The sequence below is a fragment of the Lacrimispora sphenoides JCM 1415 genome (assembly GCF_900105615.1).
GTDB lineage: Bacteria > Bacillota > Clostridia > Lachnospirales > Lachnospiraceae > Lacrimispora > Lacrimispora sphenoides.
The window spans coordinates 4471033-4489662 of record NZ_LT630003.1; the positions used below are offsets into that span (position 1 = coordinate 4471033).

The window sequence follows — 18630 nt, forward strand, 5'->3', positions numbered from 1 at the left end:
TTTTGGGAGAAAAGAGCATGATTGACAGGAACTCTATGAATCGAGAGATTAAAAAAAACCAGCTTCGGCGGCAGATTGTTTCATCTTCTCCTCAGGAGGGCACAGACAGCCAGGAGATCATAAAAAAAGCCCTCACCAGGGTGAAAAAGAGAAGGATCAGGATCGCTCTGGTGCTGTTTTTGGTGTTTATAGCAGGAGCCATAGGTGTTTATGAGTATTTTACCCATTATCAGTACACCCAGTATGGCGTAGCCTGGAGTAAAGATATGAATGAGGGAAGCTATGTGGGATATCTTAGCTTTGGTTCCAATGTATTAAAATACAGCAAGGATGGAGCCTCCTATCTGGATTCCCAGGGGAAAGAAGTCTGGATACAAAGCTATGAAATGAAATCTCCCATGGCATGCGTAAACGGGAATTATGCGGCTATTGCGGACCAGCAGGGAAATTCCATTTATATCTTTGATAAATCAGGTAATACTGGTATAGCGACTACGGTGCTTCCTGTCGTGAAGGCAACGGTGTCCTCTTACGGAGTGGTGGCCGCGATCCTGGAGGACTCCACATCAAATTATATTTATTTCTTTAAGCGGGATGGAAGCGCCCTTGATGTAAAGATCAAGGCACTTTTAGGAGGGGATTCTGGTTATCCGGTGGATATCAGCTTGTCCCCTGATGGCACCCAGCTGATCGGTGCTTATGCATATTTGAAAAACGGAACGTTAAACGGCAGGGTGGCTTTTCACAATTTTGCGGAAATCGGCAAAAGCGTTCCTGACAGACTGGTGGGCGGTTTTGATGAGCCTTATGATTCTTCCCTTGTCGCCCAGGTCCAGTTCCTTGACGATACATACTCCTGTGCCTTTGCTGACAACAGCGTATCTTTTTACTCCACTAAGAATGAGCTTTCTCCGGAGCTGATCCGGCAGGTAGCCGTGGAAGAGGAGATAAGGAGCGTGTTTTATTCGGAAAAATATGTTGGGCTTATTGTAAACAACCCGGAAGGAGAAAATCCCTACCGTCTGGATGTGTACAAGCCCAATGGGAATCTTGTGTTTTCCAAAGGTTTCCAATATCAGTACACCCATGCGGATATTGACGGGGACCATGTAATTTTGTATAATGAAGATTCTTGCAGAGTCTATAACATGTCCGGAAGGCTTAAGTTTGCCGGGACATTTGATTTTCCGATATCTAAGATTAGAAACGGCAGGTTCCCCAATACTCTGATCGTAACCGGCACCCAAAACATGAAAGAAATAAGATTACAAATAGGAGGACAATACCAATGAGCAACATCGATACCATGTCAGTCAATGCAATCCGTGTCCTATCAGCGGATGCCATCCAAAAAGCCAATTCCGGACATCCGGGACTTCCCTTAGGCTGCGCATCAGCAGCATACGAATTATGGGCAAACCATATGAACCACAATCCAGCAGATCCGGACTGGGCCAACAGAGACCGCTTTATCTTATCCGGAGGCCATGGTTCCATGCTTTTGTATTCCCTGCTCCATTTATTTGGCTATGGGAATTTATCAAAAGAGGATGTGATGAATTTCCGCCAGCATGGCTCCAAGACTCCAGGACATCCGGAGTATGGTCATACCGTAGGCGTGGAAGCTACCACAGGTCCTTTAGGCGCAGGTATGGGTATGGCAGTTGGTATGGCCATTGCCGAGAAACATTTGTCATCCGTATTCAACAAAGAGAATTTTCCGGTTGTTGACCATTATACCTATGTACTGGGCGGAGATGGATGCATGATGGAAGGTATTTCCTCTGAGGTATTTTCTCTGGCTGGTACCCTTGGCCTTGGAAAATTAATCGTTCTTTATGACTCCAATCAGATCTCCATTGAAGGAAGCACTGACATCGCATTTACTGAGGATGTGAAAAAGCGCATGGAAGCCTTCCATTTCCAGACCATTACCGTTGAAGATGGAAACGATTTGGAAGCCATTGGACGAGCCATTGAAGAAGCGAAAGCAGATACCGAACACCCCTCCTTTATTACGATTAAAACCCAGATCGGTTATGGCTGTCCTGCGAAGCAGGGGAAAGCCAGTGCTCACGGAGAACCTCTGGGAGCAGACAATGTGACAGCCCTGAAGGAAAACTTAGGCTGGCCTTCCATGGAGCCATTCTATGTTCCTGAAGAAGTGTACAGCCATTATCAGAAGATCGCAGAGGATAAGGCAGAAACAGAAGCAGCATGGAATGTAATGTTTGCTGCATACTGCCAGGAGTATCCTGATATGGAAGAACTTTGGAATGCATACCATGACCCGGATGCAGGTGAGAAAGCCATTGAAAAATGCGAAGACTTCTGGAAACGGTCTGAAAAGGCAGATGCAACCAGGAATTTATCCGGACAGGTTTTAAACCGTTTAAAGACCTATATGCCAAACTTAATCGGCGGTTCTGCGGATCTGGCTCCTTCCAATAAAACCAATATGTCCGATATGGGTGATTTTTCAAAGGATAACGGCGGCGGCCGCAACCTGCATTTTGGCGTAAGAGAGCTTGGTATGACAGCTATCGGAAACGGAATGATGCTTCACGGAGGCCTTCGCACCTATATAGCAACCTTTTTCGTGTTCAGCGATTATACAAAGCCAATGGCACGCTTATCCTCGTTAATGGGCGTTCCGCTGACCTTTGTATTTACCCATGACAGCATCGGCGTTGGAGAGGATGGACCAACCCATGAGCCGATTGAACAGCTTGCCATGTTAAGGGCAATGCCTAATTTCCATGTGTTCCGTCCCTGTGATGAGACAGAGACAGCAGCAGCCTGGTATTCTGCACTGACCTCTAAAAAAACCCCTACTGCCCTTGTTCTTACAAGGCAGAACTTAACACCTATGCCTGGAAGCAGCAAGGAAGCCTTAAAAGGAGGCTATGTGATCGATGACTGTGAAGGTACACCTGAGATCATTCTGATTGCAAGCGGTTCTGAGGTGGAGCTGGCAGTCAATGCGAAGAAGCTTCTTACCGACAAAAAGGTACGTGTAGTTTCCATGCCTTGTATGGATCTGTATGAGGAACAGACTGAGGAGTATAAGGAGTCTGTCCTTCCAAAGGCAGTTCGCAAGCGCGTGGCAGTAGAAGCATTAAGTGATTTCGGCTGGGGTAAATATGTAGGCCTTGACGGAACGTATGTGACCATGAAAGGCTTCGGTGCCAGCGGCCCCGCAAATCTTTTATTTGAACATTTCGGATTTACAGCAGAAAACGTGGCAGAGGCTGCAAGGTCCATCTAGCTCCACTGCGGACTTACGGTACAAAAGGCAAAAAAGGAGTGTAAATAATATGGGAATGAAATGTGTCGGTGTAGATGTAGGCGGTACATCTGTAAAAATCGGAATATTTGAAATAACAGGAGAGCTCATCCATAAGTGGGAAGTCCCCACCAGACAAGAAGAAGGCGGAAAATACATCCTTAGCGACACCGCCGCTTCCATACTGAAAACCCTGAAAGAGCTGAATATTCCTCTGGATGAGGTAAAAGGAGCAGGCATGGGAGTCCCAGGCCCAGTCATGCCCAGCGGGTATGTAGAAGTCTGTGTAAACCTGGGCTGGCGTGATATGTATCCAGAAAAAGAATTAAGTGAGATGCTTCACGGCATCCCAGTAAAAAGCGGCAATGATGCCAATGTTGCAGCACTTGGAGAGATGTGGCAGGGAGGCGGAAAAGGCTATGATGATATCGTTATGGTCACCCTGGGCACCGGAGTAGGCGGCGGCGTGATCATTGACCAGAAGATTGTTGCCGGAAAGCATGGCCTGGCCGGAGAGATCGGACATGTCCATATCCGTGACGATGAAACAGAAAGCTGTAATTGCGGAGGCATAGGCTGTGTGGAGCAGATAGCCAGCGCAACAGGCATAGCAAGAGAAGCCAGAAGAAAAATGGCTGCAAAAGATACCCCATCCGTTCTCAGGACATATGGAGACAACGTAACGGCAAAGGATGTGCTGGATGCTGCCAAGGAAGGGGACGCACTGGCCTGTGAGGTCATGGAAGTAGTAGGCCATTACCTTGGCCTTGCCCTGGCCCAGATTTCCATGGTAACAGACCCGGAGGTCTTTGTTATTGGGGGCGGCGTTTCAAAAGCCGGATCCTTCTTAATTGATATCCTATATAAACATTTTGACAAGTACACACCTATTTCCAAAAATAAGAGCGGAATCGTCCTGGCTAAGCTGGGAAATGATGCAGGAATATATGGAGCAGCAAGGCTGATCCTGGATTAAGAATGAAGAGGCGGATTCGGAAGAATCCGCCTCTTTTTTAATATACTAATACAAACATTACTGGCAAAGCGCCTTAGCAACTTCTGCCGCCTTATTAAAATCCTCTTCTTCCGGATTCCAAAGGCACTTGGCTTCCGTTTCCACTACCGAGAAGCCGGCATCAGTCAGCCGTTCCCGAAGGACCTTTGTTCCCTCTCCGCTCCAGCCATAGCAACCAAATACTGCCGCCTTTTTGCCCTTATACTTCAGTTCCTTCAGGAAATCAAGCCATCCTCCCACAGAAGAAAGGATGCTGCCTCCTACGGTTGGGGAACCAAGGGCAATTGCTTTTGATTTAAACACCTCTGTCATAATATCATTTTTATTTACCTTGGAAATATTATAAATCTTCACCCTGGTATCCGGCGAAATCCGTGCAATTTCGGCACTGATCTTGTGGGCCAGCTGTTTTGTTCCATCCCACATCGTATCATAAACAATGGTGATTTGATCCTCCTGATAATTCTGTGACCATTCATAATATTTTTCCACGATCTGCAAAGGATTCTCCCTCCAGATGGAACCGTGGCTGGTGGCAATCATATCGATGGGCAGGTTAAGCCCTTGAATTTCCTCAATTTTCTTTTTCACAAGAGGAGAAAACGGAGTTAAAATATTGGCATAATATTTGACAGCCTCCTCCCAAAGCCTGCACTGGTCAGCCTTATCATTAAATAATTCCTCCACAGCAAAATGCTGTCCAAACGCGTCATTGGAAAAGAGGATATGATCCCCTGTCAGGTAAGTAGCCATGCTGTCAGGCCAGTGGAGCATTTTCATTTCCACAAAGACCAGCTTCTTCCCATTTCCGATATCAATGGAATCCCCTGTCTTAACCACCTGATAATTCCATTCCGGATGGTGATACTGGCCGGTAAGAGATTTCACCCCGTTTGCGGTACAATAAATAGGTGTGCCCGGTATTTTCTCCATCAATGCAGGAAGGGAACCGCTGTGATCCACTTCCCCGTGGTTGGCAACAATAAAATCAATTTCCTTTAAATCAATCTCTTTTTCCAGATTATCTATAAATTCCGTAGAATGCGGCTTCCATACCGTGTCGATGAGTACTGTCTTTTCTTCCCTGATTAAATAGGCGTTCTGGCTTGAGCCATGATTAATGGAGTAATCCGCTCCGTGAAAGGATTCCAGCTCCCAATCCATGATTCCTACCCAATAAACATTATTTTTCACAAGTTTTTTCATGATCAATTTCCTCCTTCATATTTTGGAAACAGCAGTGAGTTTTCAGTAAATATATGAATATACACATCATTAATCAGTTCCTGAAGCTTTTGAAATGCCAGGCGGTAAGAGGCACAGCCATCTTCCGGCGCAGTAAAATCATTGGTGCAGGCTGTGATTTCTTTTACCAGATTTCCGGCTGCTTCATGTTCAACCTCTAAATCCTTCACATATCCGGAGCGCATGTCACCTGCAAAGCTTTTTTTCATATAAGGGAAAATAAGCTTTTCTTCCTTTGCAAAATGCTCCTGGAGTTCCTTTCTCAAGTCTGAAAAAAGCCCGTGTAAGGGAACAAGCTGTGCTTGATGGTGTTCGTAATGAGCCAGCAAGACCTTATTGATCAGCTCATCAATTTCTGCCAGCAGGATTCTTTCTTTCGAATGATGAGTGTTAATAATATAATCAATCAGGTCTGGAACTTCCATTTCCATCAGCCGTTCCACGGCCAGCACTTGTCCCTTGTTTGATCGTTTAGGTTGATTCACAATTTTTTTATTCAGCAGTTCGATAAAGCTCTTTGATTCGATTCCCAGCTTCTGTATGGCCTCTTCCAAGGCATCCTTTCCGCCGCAGCAATAATCAATATGAAAGTCATTAAAGATCTCAACTGCTTCCGGATAGGCCTTAACAACATCGGTCACTTTCATTTTACCTGTAATCATATTCTCCTCCTCTTTTCTGAATTCTATGGTATTCAGAAACGTTTGTTTTTGTTTGTAAGGCCAGTATATCTGGAAAAGAGAATAAAAAATGTGATTTAAATCATTATTTTAAAACTATTTATTTTTTATGTTTCATTATCAAAAATGTCTCTTAAAATATCTTTATTTCTGACGTGGATCTTACGATTCCCTTCTAGCTCAATAGCACCTTCTTTGCGAAGTTCTCCAAGCTTTCTGCTTATGGTTTCTCTTCTGACATTAATATAAGCGGATATATCGTCTCTGGTCAATTCAATGGTTTCTCCCTTGATCCGGCTGCTTCTGAATAAAAGAAAGCCAGCGATACGGGCCTTGGCATCGTTGACGGACAATAGCTGCACCAGCTCATTTGCCGCTGACAGCTTTTGTCCTACCACGTTTAATAGTTTGACTCCGATTTCAGGTTTTTTTAATATCAATTCCTGGATATCCGTCAAGGAGATAAGACATACTCCGCATTCTCCCAGGGCAATGGCATTTGCTTCAAAGGCTTTTCCGCCGAATATGTTCTGCTCTCCATAGATATCGCCTTCTGCCAGTATATCAAAAACGTATTCTTTTCCTTCCAGGGAATAGCGGCTGACCTTAACCTTTCCGTAACGGATGACCAGTATTTTATCTGCAGGATCATACTCATGAAAAACCGTTTCCCCTCTTTTGTAATCCAGATGCCGGGCCCTTGATACCAGTTCCTTCTGCTCCTCAATAGAAAGGGACTCAAAAAGAGGGATTTTTGAAGTGCACAATTTATTACAGCAACTACATTTAAGTTCCATGCCATTCTCCTTTCGGGTATTTAACTATTATATGGATAATTATATTATAATAAACAAAGAGAGTATGGCAAGAGGGATGGCGCTTTTATCTATGAAATATGGTACCGGATGGTCCTGAAAAACGGCTGCTCCGGGGTGGTGAGCCGGTAATTGCCGGGCAGCAGATGCATCACATCAGGGATATCCTGTGCTTCCAGAGCAATGGCACAAGAGGCGGAGGAGGGCACACCGCCGCACAAAGCCATTCCAGTAGGCAAAAATCCCCCTGAATACAAAATCAGGGCGGGTGCATCCGTCATTACTTTCAGGGTTCGTCCGGTCCTCCTATCCCGCAGGATGCCGGCCTTATGAATCTCTGCAGGCCGTTTTGCAGACCGAAGCGGACGGAACGACTGATTTCTGTTAAGGATGTAGGCGTTATTGTATCCCTTTCCAATGGAAAGCTGCTCCTTGCAGACAGGGCTTTTTACAGAACGGATTAGGGATAGAAGCTGCCTGGGAGAACGGAAGTCAAAAACGGAATCTGCGGCAGGAATGATATCGGCCGGCAGATGGTCCTTATTATTTATGCACACGTTATTTGCAAATATCTGAACCTCCTGTTCCAGACCGGAGACAGAAAAATCACCGGATAGATTCCAGTAGGTGTGGTTGGACATGTTGATATAGGTAGGAGCGTCCGTCACCGCGGTGTATTCTATGGTAAGCCAGTTGGTGTCTTCCAGGGTATATTTTACTTGATAGATCCTGTTGCCCGGATACCCATCCAGGCCGTCTGGCTGGATTGCAGACAGCAGGATAGAGGCCGATTCCAGACCGGAAGCCACAGAGGTTACCTGCCAGAGTTGGACTGATAAGTTATTTATCCCTCCGTGGAGTTGGTTCTTCCCGTCATTTTTTGAAAGCCGGCATATTTGCGGTCCTACAGGAAGTAAGGCTTCCCCGATTCTTCCGGCATTTGGCCCAAGGGTGGCTCCTGCATAGCAGATACAGTTTTCATATGGTTCCATATTCTCAAAGCCCAGGGTGATTGGCTGTTCCCTGCCGCTTTCATCTCTTATGGCAATCTGTAGAATGGCCGCTCCAAGCGCCGTTATGGAAACCGTCATGCCCAGGCTGGTGCTCATATCATAAACCGTATAAGCGGTTCCCGCCTGATTCCATAATTCTCTGGTTTTGATTTTCATACACATGTCCTCCATTAAAACCAGTATAAGGATTTGTCCATGAAAGGGAAAGGGCAAAAAAATAGAAGAGCAATTTTTCAAAATGACAGAGCAAGAGAAAGCAATGGGATCCAGATAATTAACGGTCCGGAGGAACAGGTGCGAAAAGAGAGCCAAGGTGCAATTTGTGGTAAAAAAGAGGATTGATGGCAAAATTTTGAACGGAAGCAGGCCGTTTCATCATATAGGAAGGAGGGACCGTGATAAATGAGAGCAAATTTTCGCAATGATAGAGCAAACCTACATAATGATGAATTTTGTTTCAATGATATAATGAACTTATTAAAACAGAAAGCTGGAATAAAAAAGAGGAGGTAAGACATGGGGAGCGTATTGGAATTCCAGAATATATCCAAATATTTTCCCGGAGTAAAGGCGTTGGACCAGGTATCCTTTCAGGCACATTCCGGGGAGGTTCTGGCATTTTTAGGGGAAAACGGGGCCGGCAAGTCCACCCTGTTAAAGGTGCTCAATGGGGATTACCAGCCTACCGGGGGAAAATATCTCCTTGATGGATTTGAGAAGCATTTTCAATCTCCTCATGAGGCCATTGAGGAAGGGATTTCCGTCATATATCAGGAGCGGCAGATTCTATTGGAATTATCCGTGGCGGAGAATATTTATCTGGGAAGAATGCCTGCAAACAGGCTGGGATTCATCGATATCCGTAAGGCAAATGAGATGACTGCAAAAATCATAGAGGATTTTGGCCTTCCCATTAGTCCAACCACTAAGGTAAAGGATTTAAGTATCGCCTATCAGCAGATGGTGGAGATTATGAAGGCCTATTCCAGAGAAAATCTAAAGGTGATCTGCTTTGACGAGCCTACGGCCTCCCTGTCGGATTCGGAGATCGAATCTTTATTTAGGATCATTGGGAAGTTAAAGGAAGAGGGAAAGATCATCATCTATGTATCCCACCGCATGGACGAGCTTCGGAGGATTACGGATAAGGTGGCAATTTTTAAAGACGGGCGCTACGTGGCCACGGTGGAGACAGGAGCGGTGCCGGAAGCGGAACTGATCCGAATGATGGTGGGCCGCGACCTGGGGGATATTTACAGAAGCTTAGACAAGAACAAAGTGATTGGAGATGTACTTCTGGAGGTGAAAAACTTATCCTCGGACTATGTAAAAGAAAATTCCTTTGTACTGCGAAAAGGAGAGGTGTTAGGCTTTTCCGGTCTTGTAGGGGCGGGAAGGACGGAACTTATGAGGGCCATCATTGGAGCTGACGAGGTAAAAGGCGGTGAGATCTATCTGGAAGGAAAGAACATACGCAACCGCTCTCCTCATGAAGCCATGGAGCATGGGATTGTTCTGGTGCCGGAGGACCGGAAGCTTCAGGGGATTCTTTCAAATTTAAGCGTCAGTGATAATATGAACATTGCCATGCTGGATACCAACTCCAACAGGCTGGGGTTTGTAAACGGAGAGAAGGAAGAGGAGCTGGCACAAAAGGGAATCCAGGATTTTAAGATCAAGACTCCGTCTCCTGACAAAAAGATCGTGGAGCTTTCCGGCGGAAACCAGCAGAAATGTATTGTGGCCCGCTGGATCAGCACGAATCCGAAGGTGCTCATCCTGGATGAGCCGACCAAGGGGATTGACGTAGGCGCCAAATCAGAATTTTATCATATGATCTGTAAATTTGCCAAGGAAGGACTGGGGATCATTCTGATATCCTCTGAGCTTCCTGAGGTCATCGGTCTGTCGGACCGGATCATTGTTATGAAATCACTGAGAATCACAGGAGAAATAGCGGCGGAGGAAGCGACCGAAAGCAAGCTTCTGAGCCTGGGTATGATTGGGGAGGTACAGGATTAATGGGAACAAATAAGAAAAGCAGAATCAAAATAAATGGTGACAAGATCGTACTGCTTGCGGCAATCGTGGTGGTATTTGGGCTTTTTACCTCTCTGAATAAGAACTTTCTTTCGGTTACGAACTTAATCAATATTCTTGTGGCGGCATCCCTTGTAGGGCTGGTGGCTGTGGGCCATACATATTTAATCATTGCAGGGCAGAATGACTTGTCCCCTGGCTCTGTGGCAGCGTTTTCCGGCGTTATGGCGGCTCTTTTAGTAGGCAAGGGAGTTCCTTTCGGGGTTGCGCTGATTCTTACCATTGGCTGCGGGATTCTTATCGGATTTTTCAATTCCTTTATGGTGAACCGGATTCATCTGGAGGCCTTTATTGCAACCCTGGTGACCCAGTCCATTATCAGAGGCTTTGCCTATATCATATGCGGCGGAAAACCGGTTTCCATCAGCAACAGGACCTTTCTCATCCTGGGAAAAGCAAGGATCTTAAACATTCCCCTTTCCGTATGGATCATGGTGATCTGTATCATCATCTTTGGCATCATACTTTCCAAAACGAAATTCGGAAGAAGCGTATACGCCATCGGCGGCAGCATGGAAGCTGCCAGACTTGCAGGATTAAATCCCAAAAGGATCATTACCACCTGTTATGTGATGATGGGAATCCTCTGCTCCATCGGCGGGATCATCTTCGCGGCCCGTATGAATTCCGGCCAGCCTGCGGCTAATGTGAACCTGGAATTTGACGCTATTACGGCGGTTATTCTGGGCGGTGTTTCTTTCATCGGCGGAGTTGGAAATATGGGAGGAACCATCCTTGGAATCATACTGATCCAGTCCTTTAATACAGGTCTTACTATGGTAAATGTCCCCAGTTTCTGGCAGTTTGTGGCAAAGGGAGGGCTTCTCTTATTTGCCCTGGCAACAGACTATTTAAGAAAACAGAAAAGAGAGCGGGATTTACTGGCAGCATCCATGAAGAATTTATAACGTTCCAAAGGAAACCATCAGGTTTTCTGAAGATAGAGCAAAAATTAAAACAGGAGGGTTTAAATCATGAAAAAAACAGCAGCGATTATTTTGGCAGCAGCAATGGCAATGGGGTTAACAGCCTGCAGCGGATTTGACGATGCAAAGCCGGCGGAAACCACGACAGCAGGTACGGCAGAGACAACAACAGGCGGGACCCAGACGGAAGCAGGGGCAAAGGGTGTCGTTTATGGAATCTACAAGGCCGGGGATCAGACATGGTTCATTGACGAAGGGGCAGCGGCCCAAAAGGCAGTGGAAGAAAAGGGCGATGAATTTATCTATGTGGATGCAAAAATGAATCCGGAAGAATACTTAAAGGCCATTGACAATGCCATTGCAAATAAGGCAAAGGGGATCGTTACCTGTATCCCGGACCAGACCATGTCTCAGGCTGTGGTTGATAAATGCAAGGAAGCTGGCATCCCGATAGTATCAGCCGATGATGCGCTCCAGACGGAGTCAGGAGAAAAGATCGCTCCATGGGTGGGCATTAATGCATACGTAATCGGACAGGCCAACGGCCAGTGGCTGGCGGATTATGCCAATAATAATAATCTGGCAGAAGATCCGGAATGCGGGCTGATGATTCTGACCATGGATACGGTTTCCTCCTGTGTTCCCAGGGCTGAAGGAGAATTAGACAAGTTTACGGAAGTTTGCCCTGATTTTCCGAAAGAGCGGATTTTCAAAGCCGATCATGACGGGACTACAGATAAGGGCAATGTAGCTGCTACATCAGTCATCACCGCCCATCCGGAAATCAAAAAGTGGCTGGTAACGGGAGCCAATGAAGAAGGTACGATCGGTGCAGTCCGTGCCTTGGAAAGCGCAGGATTAGATGCCAATGCAATTGCAGTAGGCCTTGGAGCTTATATGGCAAAAGATGAGTGGAACAATAAGGGAGCCGACGGAACCTGCATGAAGGCAGCAGCTTATTTCTCCTCTGATTCGGTAGGAGCAGGCTCGGTCAATGTATTATACGATGTGATCAGCGGAAAAGAGGTTCCTATAGAGACAGCCGTAGATGCGGTGATCGTTACCCCCGATAATTATAAGGAAGTGATGGGGAAAGCAGCGGAATAAACCGATTGCCCGGTGATGAAAAAAAGCAGCCTCTGCAATGCAGGGGCGCTTTTTTCAGTTCCTGATAGAAAAACGGTATTCGGAAGGCGTGATTCCCGTCACTTTTTTAAAGGTGGTGCAAAAGCTGCTTTCACTGGTAAAGCCTGTGCTGAAGCATATGTCCTTGATGGAGATGTCCAGGGACTTTAAAAGGAACTTGGCATTGTTGACCCTGGCGGCGATCACATATTCGTGAGGTGAAAATCCGGATTCCTTTTTAAACAGCCGGCTGAAATAAAAGGGGCTTAAGGAAGCCTGATCCGCCAGATCCTTTAGGGTAAGAGGATCGGTCAGATGTTCGTTGATGTAGGCAATGGTGTCCTCAATGATGCTGGAAGAGACGTTTTCAGAGCGCTCAAAGTCCCTGTTAACCAAAAGTTCCGTTAATATATTAACAATGTAATTGTTCAGCCAGGCCTCTTTGATGGAAATACACTCCCGAAACTGCAGATAAATTTTGTGCAGATATTTTTCCAGACGGTAGGTATCCCTCAGGGTAATGACCGGAGGGCCGCCGTCCAGGATCGCATCATAATATCCTGCCGCACCTATGCCGTCAAAATGGAGCCATTCCGCCTCCCAGCCCGTTGCCGTCCAGTAGGCGTGAGGTTCAAAGCAGTTTAGTATCACTACCTGCCCTTCGCCTGCATGAAAGACTCGTCCGCCTGTTTCAACCTGGCATTCTCCTCTCCGGATGAACATGATGAGGAAGCTGTCATAGGAATTCCGATGAAGGGAATATCCGGGCTCGTACCGGAAAAGTCCCATGTTGATGGGATATAAGAAAATTCTTTTTGCAAGGGCACTGGGCGTATAAACATAATAATCCGACCCTGAGATGACCCCGCGTTCTGTAGACAGCATATATGGGCCCTCCTTTCTTTTTATGAAACCATTATAGAGAATAAACGGTAATTCGTCAATAAAAATTAGAGCAATTTTTATAAACTAGTAAGCAACTAAAGCTAATGAAAATCATGATAAAAGATTATATAGTATAAGCAAGAACTTAAAAGGAGGTCTAAGAATGGAAGCAGTAAAAATATGGGAGGAGTCCATCGTCATACCCACTTATGAGGTGGGGGAAGCGGATAAAAATCCGATGTTTCTGGAAAGCCGTGTTTATCAGGGAAGCTCAGGAAAAATTTACCCTTATCCTACCATTGAGAAGATCCATGATACCAGGACGGACAAAGCCTATCAGGCAGTCTGGCTGGAAAATGAATACTTAAAGGTAATGATACTTCCCGAGCTTGGCGGAAGAATCCAGCGGGCCTTTGATAAAACGAATCAATATGATTTCGTCTATTACAACCACGTCATAAAGCCAGCCCTGGTAGGGCTCTGCGGCCCCTGGATCAGCGGCGGGATTGAATTTAACTGGCCCCAGCACCACCGGCCGACCACTTATTCTCCTGTGGACTATATGCTGTTAGAACATGAGGATGGTTCTAAAACCTGCCGGGTCTGCGATGTGGACCAGATGTACGGAACCAAGGGGGAGGCCAGTTTCACCTTGCATCCCGGAAAAGCTTATATTGAGATAAAGGGCCAGCTTTACAACCCCACGCCAATGCCCCAGACCTTTTTATGGTGGGCAAACCCGGCAGTTCCGGTCAATGATTACACTCAGTCCATCTTCCCGCCGGATGTCCATGCCGTTATGGATCATGGGAAAAGGGATGTATCCCGTTTCCCCATTGCCACGGGAGTTTATTATAAGCATGACTACAGTGAAGGCATTGATATTTCCCGTTATAAGAATATTCCGGTACCTACCTCTTACATGGCTGAAAAGAGTGAGTTTAACTTTGTAGGAGGATATGATTACCAGGTAGGGGCGGGAATTCTTCATGTGGCAGACCATCACATTTCGCCAGGAAAGAAGCAGTGGACCTGGGGCTGCGGGGATTTCGGAAAGGCCTGGGACCGGAATCTGACCGATGAGGACGGTCCTTACATTGAACTGATGACCGGTGTTTACACGGATAATCAGCCGGATTTTACCTGGTTAAAGCCTATGGAAGAAAAAACCTTTACCCAGTATTTCATGCCTTATAAAGCCGTTGGCCCTGTGAAAAACGCCTCCATTCACGCCGTTATAAACCTGGAGACAAGGGAAAATGAGATCCATATTGCTGCATACGGAACCCAGGAGTATCCGGATGCGAGGATTCTGCTGACATACGGGAAGGAGACGCTTCTCGATGAAATTACCCTTCTTTCTCCAGTCCATACTTATGAAAAGACGCTGCATACCGGCGTGGAGGATGAGACAAGGCTGACTCTAAAAGTACTTTCCGGTGAAAGGGAGCTGGTTTCCTACACCCCCTTAAAGAAGGAGGTTCCAAAGCTTCCAAGCCCTGCAAAAGCGGCCGATGATCCGGAAAAGATCATGACAAATGAAGAGTTATATCTTACTGGGCTTCATATCGAGCAGTACCGCCATGCTACTTACAGACCGGATCCTTATTACATAGAAGGCTTAAAAAGGGATCCTGAAGATATCCGCATCAATAATGCCTATGGCTCCCTGCTCATGCGAAGAGGCTGCTTTGAGGAGGCAGAGGAACATTTCAGGAAGGCGTTAAAACGGGCTGTTCGGAAAAACCCCAACCCTTATGACTCTGAGCCTTACTACAATCTGGGCCTGGCGCTTTTGTATCAGGGGAAGATTGAGGAAGCCTTTGATGCCTTTTATAAGGCTACGTGGTCAGGCGAGCAGCAGGAAATGAGTTTTTATTATCTTTCCTGCATTGAATCCATGAGAGGAAATTATGAAAGTGCTCTGGAATTTGTGGAAAAGGGACTGGTGAGAAATTCACATAATGTAAAGGCCAGAGCCTTAAACGCCTATCTCTTACGCAGGCTGGACAGGACGGCAGAAGCCAGGGCTCTCATTGAGGAGAATTTGAAGGTGGACTCCTTTGACTATATATCCCGCTTGGAAGCAGCATATCTGGAGCCAGGACGTCAGGAGGAAATCCGGATGGAGATAAGCCGGATGGCCAGAGGCTTTCACGAAAACTACTTAATGGCAGCCAGACATTATGCAGAATTCGGTGCATACGAAGCCGCCGTCCAGACCCTGGAACAGTGCTCCGTGAAATGGCCCATGCTCTATTATTATAAAGCCTACTATCTGAAGCTTATGGGAAAAGACGGATCTGAAGCTTTAAAAGAAGCTTTAGAGCAGGCAGAGAGGTGCAGCACGGATTACTGTTTCCCTAATAAGCTGGAGGACATCTCAGTGCTTAAGTTTGCGGCGGAAAAGGATCTGGAAGGAGCCAACGCCAATTATTATCTGGGTAATTTATATTATGATAAGCTTCAGTATCATACTGCCATTTCTTATTGGGAACAGTCTGCCCGGTTAAATCCCCGGTTCCCAACCGTGTGGAGAAATTTATCACTGGCTTATTACAACAAAGAAAAGGACAGGGAAAAGGCAAGAGAGGCCATGGAAAAGGCCTATGGCCTGAACCCGGCCGATGCAAGGATCTTTTTGGAATTGGATCAGCTTTACAAAAAGCTGGATATGCCCGTGGCAGAACGTCTGAAAAAGTATGAAGCTGCAAGAGATGTATTTATGAAGCGTGACGATCTGATGATTGAGTATGCGACGCTTTTAAATCTTTCGGGACGTTACGGAGAGGCATATGAATTCATTATGAGCTATAAATTCCATCCATGGGAAGGCGGAGAGGGAAAAGTGACCGCCCAGTATGTGGTCTCCCTTGTGGAGTTGGCCAGGCAGGCTATGGATGCAAAGGATTGGGGCAGGGCGGAAGAATACCTGACAAATGCCCTGAAGTATCCGGAGAATCTGGGAGAAGGAAAGTTAGAAGGAACAAAGGACAATCATATCAATTATTATCTGGGTGTTGTCATGGAGAATCTGGGAAAGACTGAGGCAGCAAGAGCCTGTTATGAAGCGGCCAGTGTGGGAACGGATGAACCGGCAGGCATGATGTATTACAATGACCAGCCTGCGGATATGATTTATTACCAGGGGCTCGCTAAGGAAAAGCTGGGAAAACCGGTGGAGGCCAGGGCCAGGTTCTATAAGCTGCTGGATTACGGAGAACAGCATATGTTCGATAACATAAAGATTGAATATTTCGCCGTATCCCTGCCCGATTTCCTGATTTATGAAGATGACCTAGATAAGAAAAACAAAGCCCATTGCAACTATCTTACAGGGCTTGGAAAAATTGGGCTTGGAGATATAAAGGGGGCGAAGGAAGCTTTCATGGAAACCATACAGCTGGATAATGCCCATTTAAATGCATTCAGGTATATAAATATGATATAAAATGGAGACAGAAAAGCAATGGGAGGAGGGATGTTTTTATAACATCTCTTCCTCCCTCTTTCTTTTATTTTTTGGTTTTTAAGTTCTTCAACGGCTATAACGACCCGTCCTCTTATTTACAATTTACTAAATTATGATATAATGGGAATACTTCACAAAGAAAAAGCTTCATAAAATGAGGAGACCCCGATTGACAGGCAATCGGGGCAATTATGAAAAATCTATGTGCAATTTGACGATTAAATCAATTTGACTCATATATTTTCTATGTATTTAGTATAAAAAATATATATGAACGGAATATGAACGACCTGTAAACACATTATGAAAAAAGGAGGAAAGTATGGGAGAAAATTATAAGAACAGAAAGACTATCGTAATAGGCCATAAAAATCCAGATACAGATTCCATCTGTTCTGCCATCTGTTATGCAAATCTAAAAAGAAAGCTGACCGGAGAAGAATATCAGCCAGGAAGGGCTGGTCACGTCAATGAGGAGACACAATTCGTGCTTCATTATTTTGAAGTGGAAGCGCCGGAGCTTGTGGAAAATGTGAAGACACAGGTCCGTGATATCGATATTCGTAAGACAAGAGGTGTTAAGAAAAACCTGTCCTTAAAAAAGGCCTGGAAACTGATGCAGGAAGCAAATGTAGTCACCATACCCACGGTGACCGAGGATGGGATGTTAGAAGGACTGATCACAGTAGGTGATATTGCCAAGTCCTATATGAACGTTTATGACAGCAGCATTTTATCAAAGGCAAATACCCAGTATGAAAATATTGTGGAAACCTTAGAAGGGGCCATGGTAGTCGGTGGAAAGGGCGAATATTTCAATCATGGCAAGGTCCTTATCGCAGCGGCCAATCCTGATATGATGGAATATTACATTTCCAAAGGCGACTTAGTGATCCTGGGGAACCGTTATGAATCCCAGCTATGCGCGATTGAGATGGAAGCGGCCTGCATCATTGTATGCGAAGGAGCAGCGGTATCCATGACGATCAAAAAGCTGGCTCAGGAGCGTGGCTGTACGGTCATGACCACCCCTTACGACACATATACGGCAGCCCGACTGGTGAATCAGAGCATTCCTATCAGCTACTTCATGACTACCGAAGGGTTGATTTCCTTTGAAGAAGACGATTATATTGATGAAATAAAAGATGTCATGGCAAGTAAGCGCCACCGGGATTTCCCGATTCTTGATAAGGATGGAAAATACATGGGAATGATTTCCCGCCGGAATTTGCTTGGTGCAAAAGGAAAGCGTCTGATCCTGGTGGACCATAATGAGAAAACCCAGGCGGTGGAAGGCATGGAAAGTGCAGAAATTCTGGAGATCATTGATCATCACAGGCTCGGCACCGTAGAAACCATATCTCCTGTATTTTTCCGCAATCAGCCGGTAGGCTGTACAGCTACCATCGTATATCAGATGTATATGGAAAATAGCATAGAAATTGAACCGAAGATTGCAGGCCTTCTGTGCAGCGCCATTATCTCAGATACGCTTTTATTCCGTTCCCCTACCTGCACGGAGTCTGATAAAAAGGCAGCTCTTGTCCTTGCGGATATCGCAGGGATCCAGGTGGAGAAATACGCTTCCTCCATGTTCGCGGCAGGAAGTAACCTAAAGGGAAAGACGGATGGGGAGATCTTTTATCAGGATTTCAAAAAATTCACACTTGGTAAGGTGTCCTTTGGAGTGGGACAGATCAGCTCCTTAAACGCCAGTGAACTGGATGAACTGAAGGACCGTATGCCTCCATACATGAAAAAAGCAAGAAAAGAGCATGGTGTAGACATGATGTTTTTCATGCTTACCAACATTCTGACGGAATCTACGGTTCTGTTATGTGAGGGTCAGGGAGCAAAACAGATGGTTCTCGGAGCTTTCCGCGCAGAGGAAGAGGAAGGGACGGCAGAAGACCATATCGTAAGTCTTCCCGGCGTGGTATCCAGAAAGAAACAGTTGATTCCTGGCATTATGCTGGCGGTTCAGGAATAGGAGGCTGTCGTCAATGAAAAAGAAAGAAACCAATGAATATAGAAAAACAAATGAAAATATAAAGACCGTAAAAAA

At 45.7% G+C, this 18630-nt stretch carries 13 protein-coding genes; 8 read left to right on the forward strand and 5 right to left on the reverse strand.

Annotation, left to right across the window (positions count from 1 at the left end):
- Positions 1 to 17 precede the first annotated feature (17 nt).
- The 3 genes from BMX69_RS20205 to BMX69_RS20215 are packed head-to-tail and all read left to right on the forward strand — an operon-like array spanning position 18 to position 4262.
- Positions 18 to 1292 carry a DUF5711 family protein gene (locus BMX69_RS20205; RefSeq protein WP_054791276.1) on the forward strand — a complete coding sequence of 425 codons (1275 nt, stop codon included), beginning with the start codon at positions 18 to 20 and terminating at the stop codon, positions 1290 to 1292.
- Positions 1289 to 3268: a transketolase gene (gene tkt, locus BMX69_RS20210; protein ID WP_100043349.1), complete on the forward strand. Its 1980-nt coding sequence runs from the start codon at positions 1289 to 1291 to the stop codon at positions 3266 to 3268. Before BMX69_RS20205 ends, tkt begins: the two co-directional genes overlap by 4 nt.
- A 49-nt stretch (positions 3269 to 3317) precedes the next feature.
- Positions 3318 to 4262, forward strand: a complete 945-nt coding sequence (locus BMX69_RS20215; protein WP_100043350.1) for an ROK family glucokinase — start codon at positions 3318 to 3320, stop codon at positions 4260 to 4262.
- Between the two features lie 57 nt (positions 4263 to 4319).
- Here the strand turns inward: BMX69_RS20215 and BMX69_RS20220 are convergent, their stop codons facing one another.
- The 4 genes from BMX69_RS20220 to BMX69_RS20235 all read right to left on the reverse strand — a co-directional run bounded on the left by BMX69_RS20220 (position 4320) and on the right by BMX69_RS20235 (position 8210).
- Entirely contained in the window at positions 4320 to 5507 is a 1188-nt protein-coding gene (locus tag BMX69_RS20220; RefSeq protein ID WP_054791277.1) for an oxygen-binding di-iron domain-containing protein, read from the reverse strand.
- A 2-nt stretch (positions 5508 to 5509) separates the two neighbouring features.
- Positions 5510 to 6208: a DUF542 domain-containing protein gene (locus BMX69_RS20225; protein WP_054791278.1), complete on the reverse strand. Its 699-nt coding sequence runs from the start codon at positions 6206 to 6208 to the stop codon at positions 5510 to 5512.
- A 125-nt stretch (positions 6209 to 6333) separates the two neighbouring features.
- The gene (locus BMX69_RS20230; RefSeq protein ID WP_054791279.1) at positions 6334 to 7023 is read right to left on the reverse strand and encodes a Crp/Fnr family transcriptional regulator; all 690 of its coding nucleotides are present in this window, start codon (positions 7021 to 7023) and stop codon (positions 6334 to 6336) included.
- An 89-nt stretch (positions 7024 to 7112) separates the two neighbouring features.
- Positions 7113 to 8210 carry an aldose epimerase family protein gene (locus BMX69_RS20235; RefSeq protein ID WP_054791280.1) on the reverse strand — a complete coding sequence of 366 codons (1098 nt, stop codon included), beginning with the start codon at positions 8208 to 8210 and terminating at the stop codon, positions 7113 to 7115.
- A gap of 360 nt (positions 8211 to 8570) precedes the next feature.
- Here BMX69_RS20235 and BMX69_RS20240 point away from each other — a divergent pair, with 360 nt between their 5' ends.
- The 3 genes from BMX69_RS20240 (at position 8571) to BMX69_RS20250 (ending at position 12187) form a co-directional block, all read left to right on the forward strand.
- Complete coding sequence (locus BMX69_RS20240; protein ID WP_054791281.1) at positions 8571 to 10076, forward strand: sugar ABC transporter ATP-binding protein; 1506 nt, start codon at positions 8571 to 8573, stop codon at positions 10074 to 10076.
- Positions 10076 to 11062 carry an ABC transporter permease gene (locus BMX69_RS20245; protein ID WP_025230748.1) on the forward strand — a complete coding sequence of 329 codons (987 nt, stop codon included), beginning with the start codon at positions 10076 to 10078 and terminating at the stop codon, positions 11060 to 11062. Before BMX69_RS20240 ends, BMX69_RS20245 begins: the two co-directional genes overlap by 1 nt.
- Before the next feature lie 66 nt (positions 11063 to 11128).
- Positions 11129 to 12187, forward strand: coding sequence for an arabinose ABC transporter substrate-binding protein (locus BMX69_RS20250; protein WP_100043351.1), 1059 nt, complete (start codon positions 11129 to 11131; stop codon positions 12185 to 12187).
- 54 nt (positions 12188 to 12241) lie between these two features.
- Here the strand turns inward: BMX69_RS20250 and BMX69_RS20255 are convergent, their stop codons facing one another.
- Complete coding sequence (locus BMX69_RS20255) at positions 12242 to 13090, reverse strand: AraC family transcriptional regulator (RefSeq protein WP_054791282.1); 849 nt, start codon at positions 13088 to 13090, stop codon at positions 12242 to 12244.
- 163 nt (positions 13091 to 13253) lie between these two features.
- Here BMX69_RS20255 and BMX69_RS20260 point away from each other — a divergent pair, with 163 nt between their 5' ends.
- Together BMX69_RS20260 and BMX69_RS20265 are read left to right on the forward strand one after the other, a co-directional pair.
- Positions 13254 to 16541 (forward strand): DUF5107 domain-containing protein, encoded by a 3288-nt coding sequence (locus BMX69_RS20260; protein WP_054791283.1) that lies wholly within the window; start codon positions 13254 to 13256, stop codon positions 16539 to 16541.
- Between the two features lie 343 nt (positions 16542 to 16884).
- A complete protein-coding gene (locus BMX69_RS20265) occupies positions 16885 to 18555 on the forward strand; it encodes a putative manganese-dependent inorganic diphosphatase (RefSeq protein ID WP_100043352.1) in 1671 nt (556 codons plus the stop codon).
- The last annotated feature ends 75 nt before the right edge of the window (positions 18556 to 18630 follow it).

Excerpts from the sequence above, each read along its gene's own strand:
- BMX69_RS20235 (WP_054791280.1), bottom strand. The coding sequence starts at position 8,210 with ATGAAAATCAAAACCAGAGAATTATGGAATCAGGCGGGAACCGCTTAT.
- BMX69_RS20260 (WP_054791283.1), top strand. The coding sequence starts at position 13,254 with ATGGAAGCAGTAAAAATATGGGAGGAGTCCATCGTCATACCCACTTAT.
- BMX69_RS20265 (WP_100043352.1), top strand. The coding sequence starts at position 16,885 with ATGGGAGAAAATTATAAGAACAGAAAGACTATCGTAATAGGCCATAAA.
- BMX69_RS20215 (WP_100043350.1), top strand. The coding sequence starts at position 3,318 with ATGGGAATGAAATGTGTCGGTGTAGATGTAGGCGGTACATCTGTAAAA.
- BMX69_RS20255 (WP_054791282.1), bottom strand. The coding sequence starts at position 13,090 with ATGCTGTCTACAGAACGCGGGGTCATCTCAGGGTCGGATTATTATGTT.
- BMX69_RS20250 (WP_100043351.1), top strand. The coding sequence starts at position 11,129 with ATGAAAAAAACAGCAGCGATTATTTTGGCAGCAGCAATGGCAATGGGG.
- BMX69_RS20205 (WP_054791276.1), top strand. The coding sequence starts at position 18 with ATGATTGACAGGAACTCTATGAATCGAGAGATTAAAAAAAACCAGCTT.
- BMX69_RS20245 (WP_025230748.1), top strand. The coding sequence starts at position 10,076 with ATGGGAACAAATAAGAAAAGCAGAATCAAAATAAATGGTGACAAGATC.
- BMX69_RS20230 (WP_054791279.1), bottom strand. The coding sequence starts at position 7,023 with ATGGAACTTAAATGTAGTTGCTGTAATAAATTGTGCACTTCAAAAATC.
- BMX69_RS20220 (WP_054791277.1), bottom strand. The coding sequence starts at position 5,507 with ATGAAAAAACTTGTGAAAAATAATGTTTATTGGGTAGGAATCATGGAT.
- BMX69_RS20240 (WP_054791281.1), top strand. The coding sequence starts at position 8,571 with ATGGGGAGCGTATTGGAATTCCAGAATATATCCAAATATTTTCCCGGA.
- tkt (WP_100043349.1), top strand. The coding sequence starts at position 1,289 with ATGAGCAACATCGATACCATGTCAGTCAATGCAATCCGTGTCCTATCA.
- BMX69_RS20225 (WP_054791278.1), bottom strand. The coding sequence starts at position 6,208 with ATGATTACAGGTAAAATGAAAGTGACCGATGTTGTTAAGGCCTATCCG.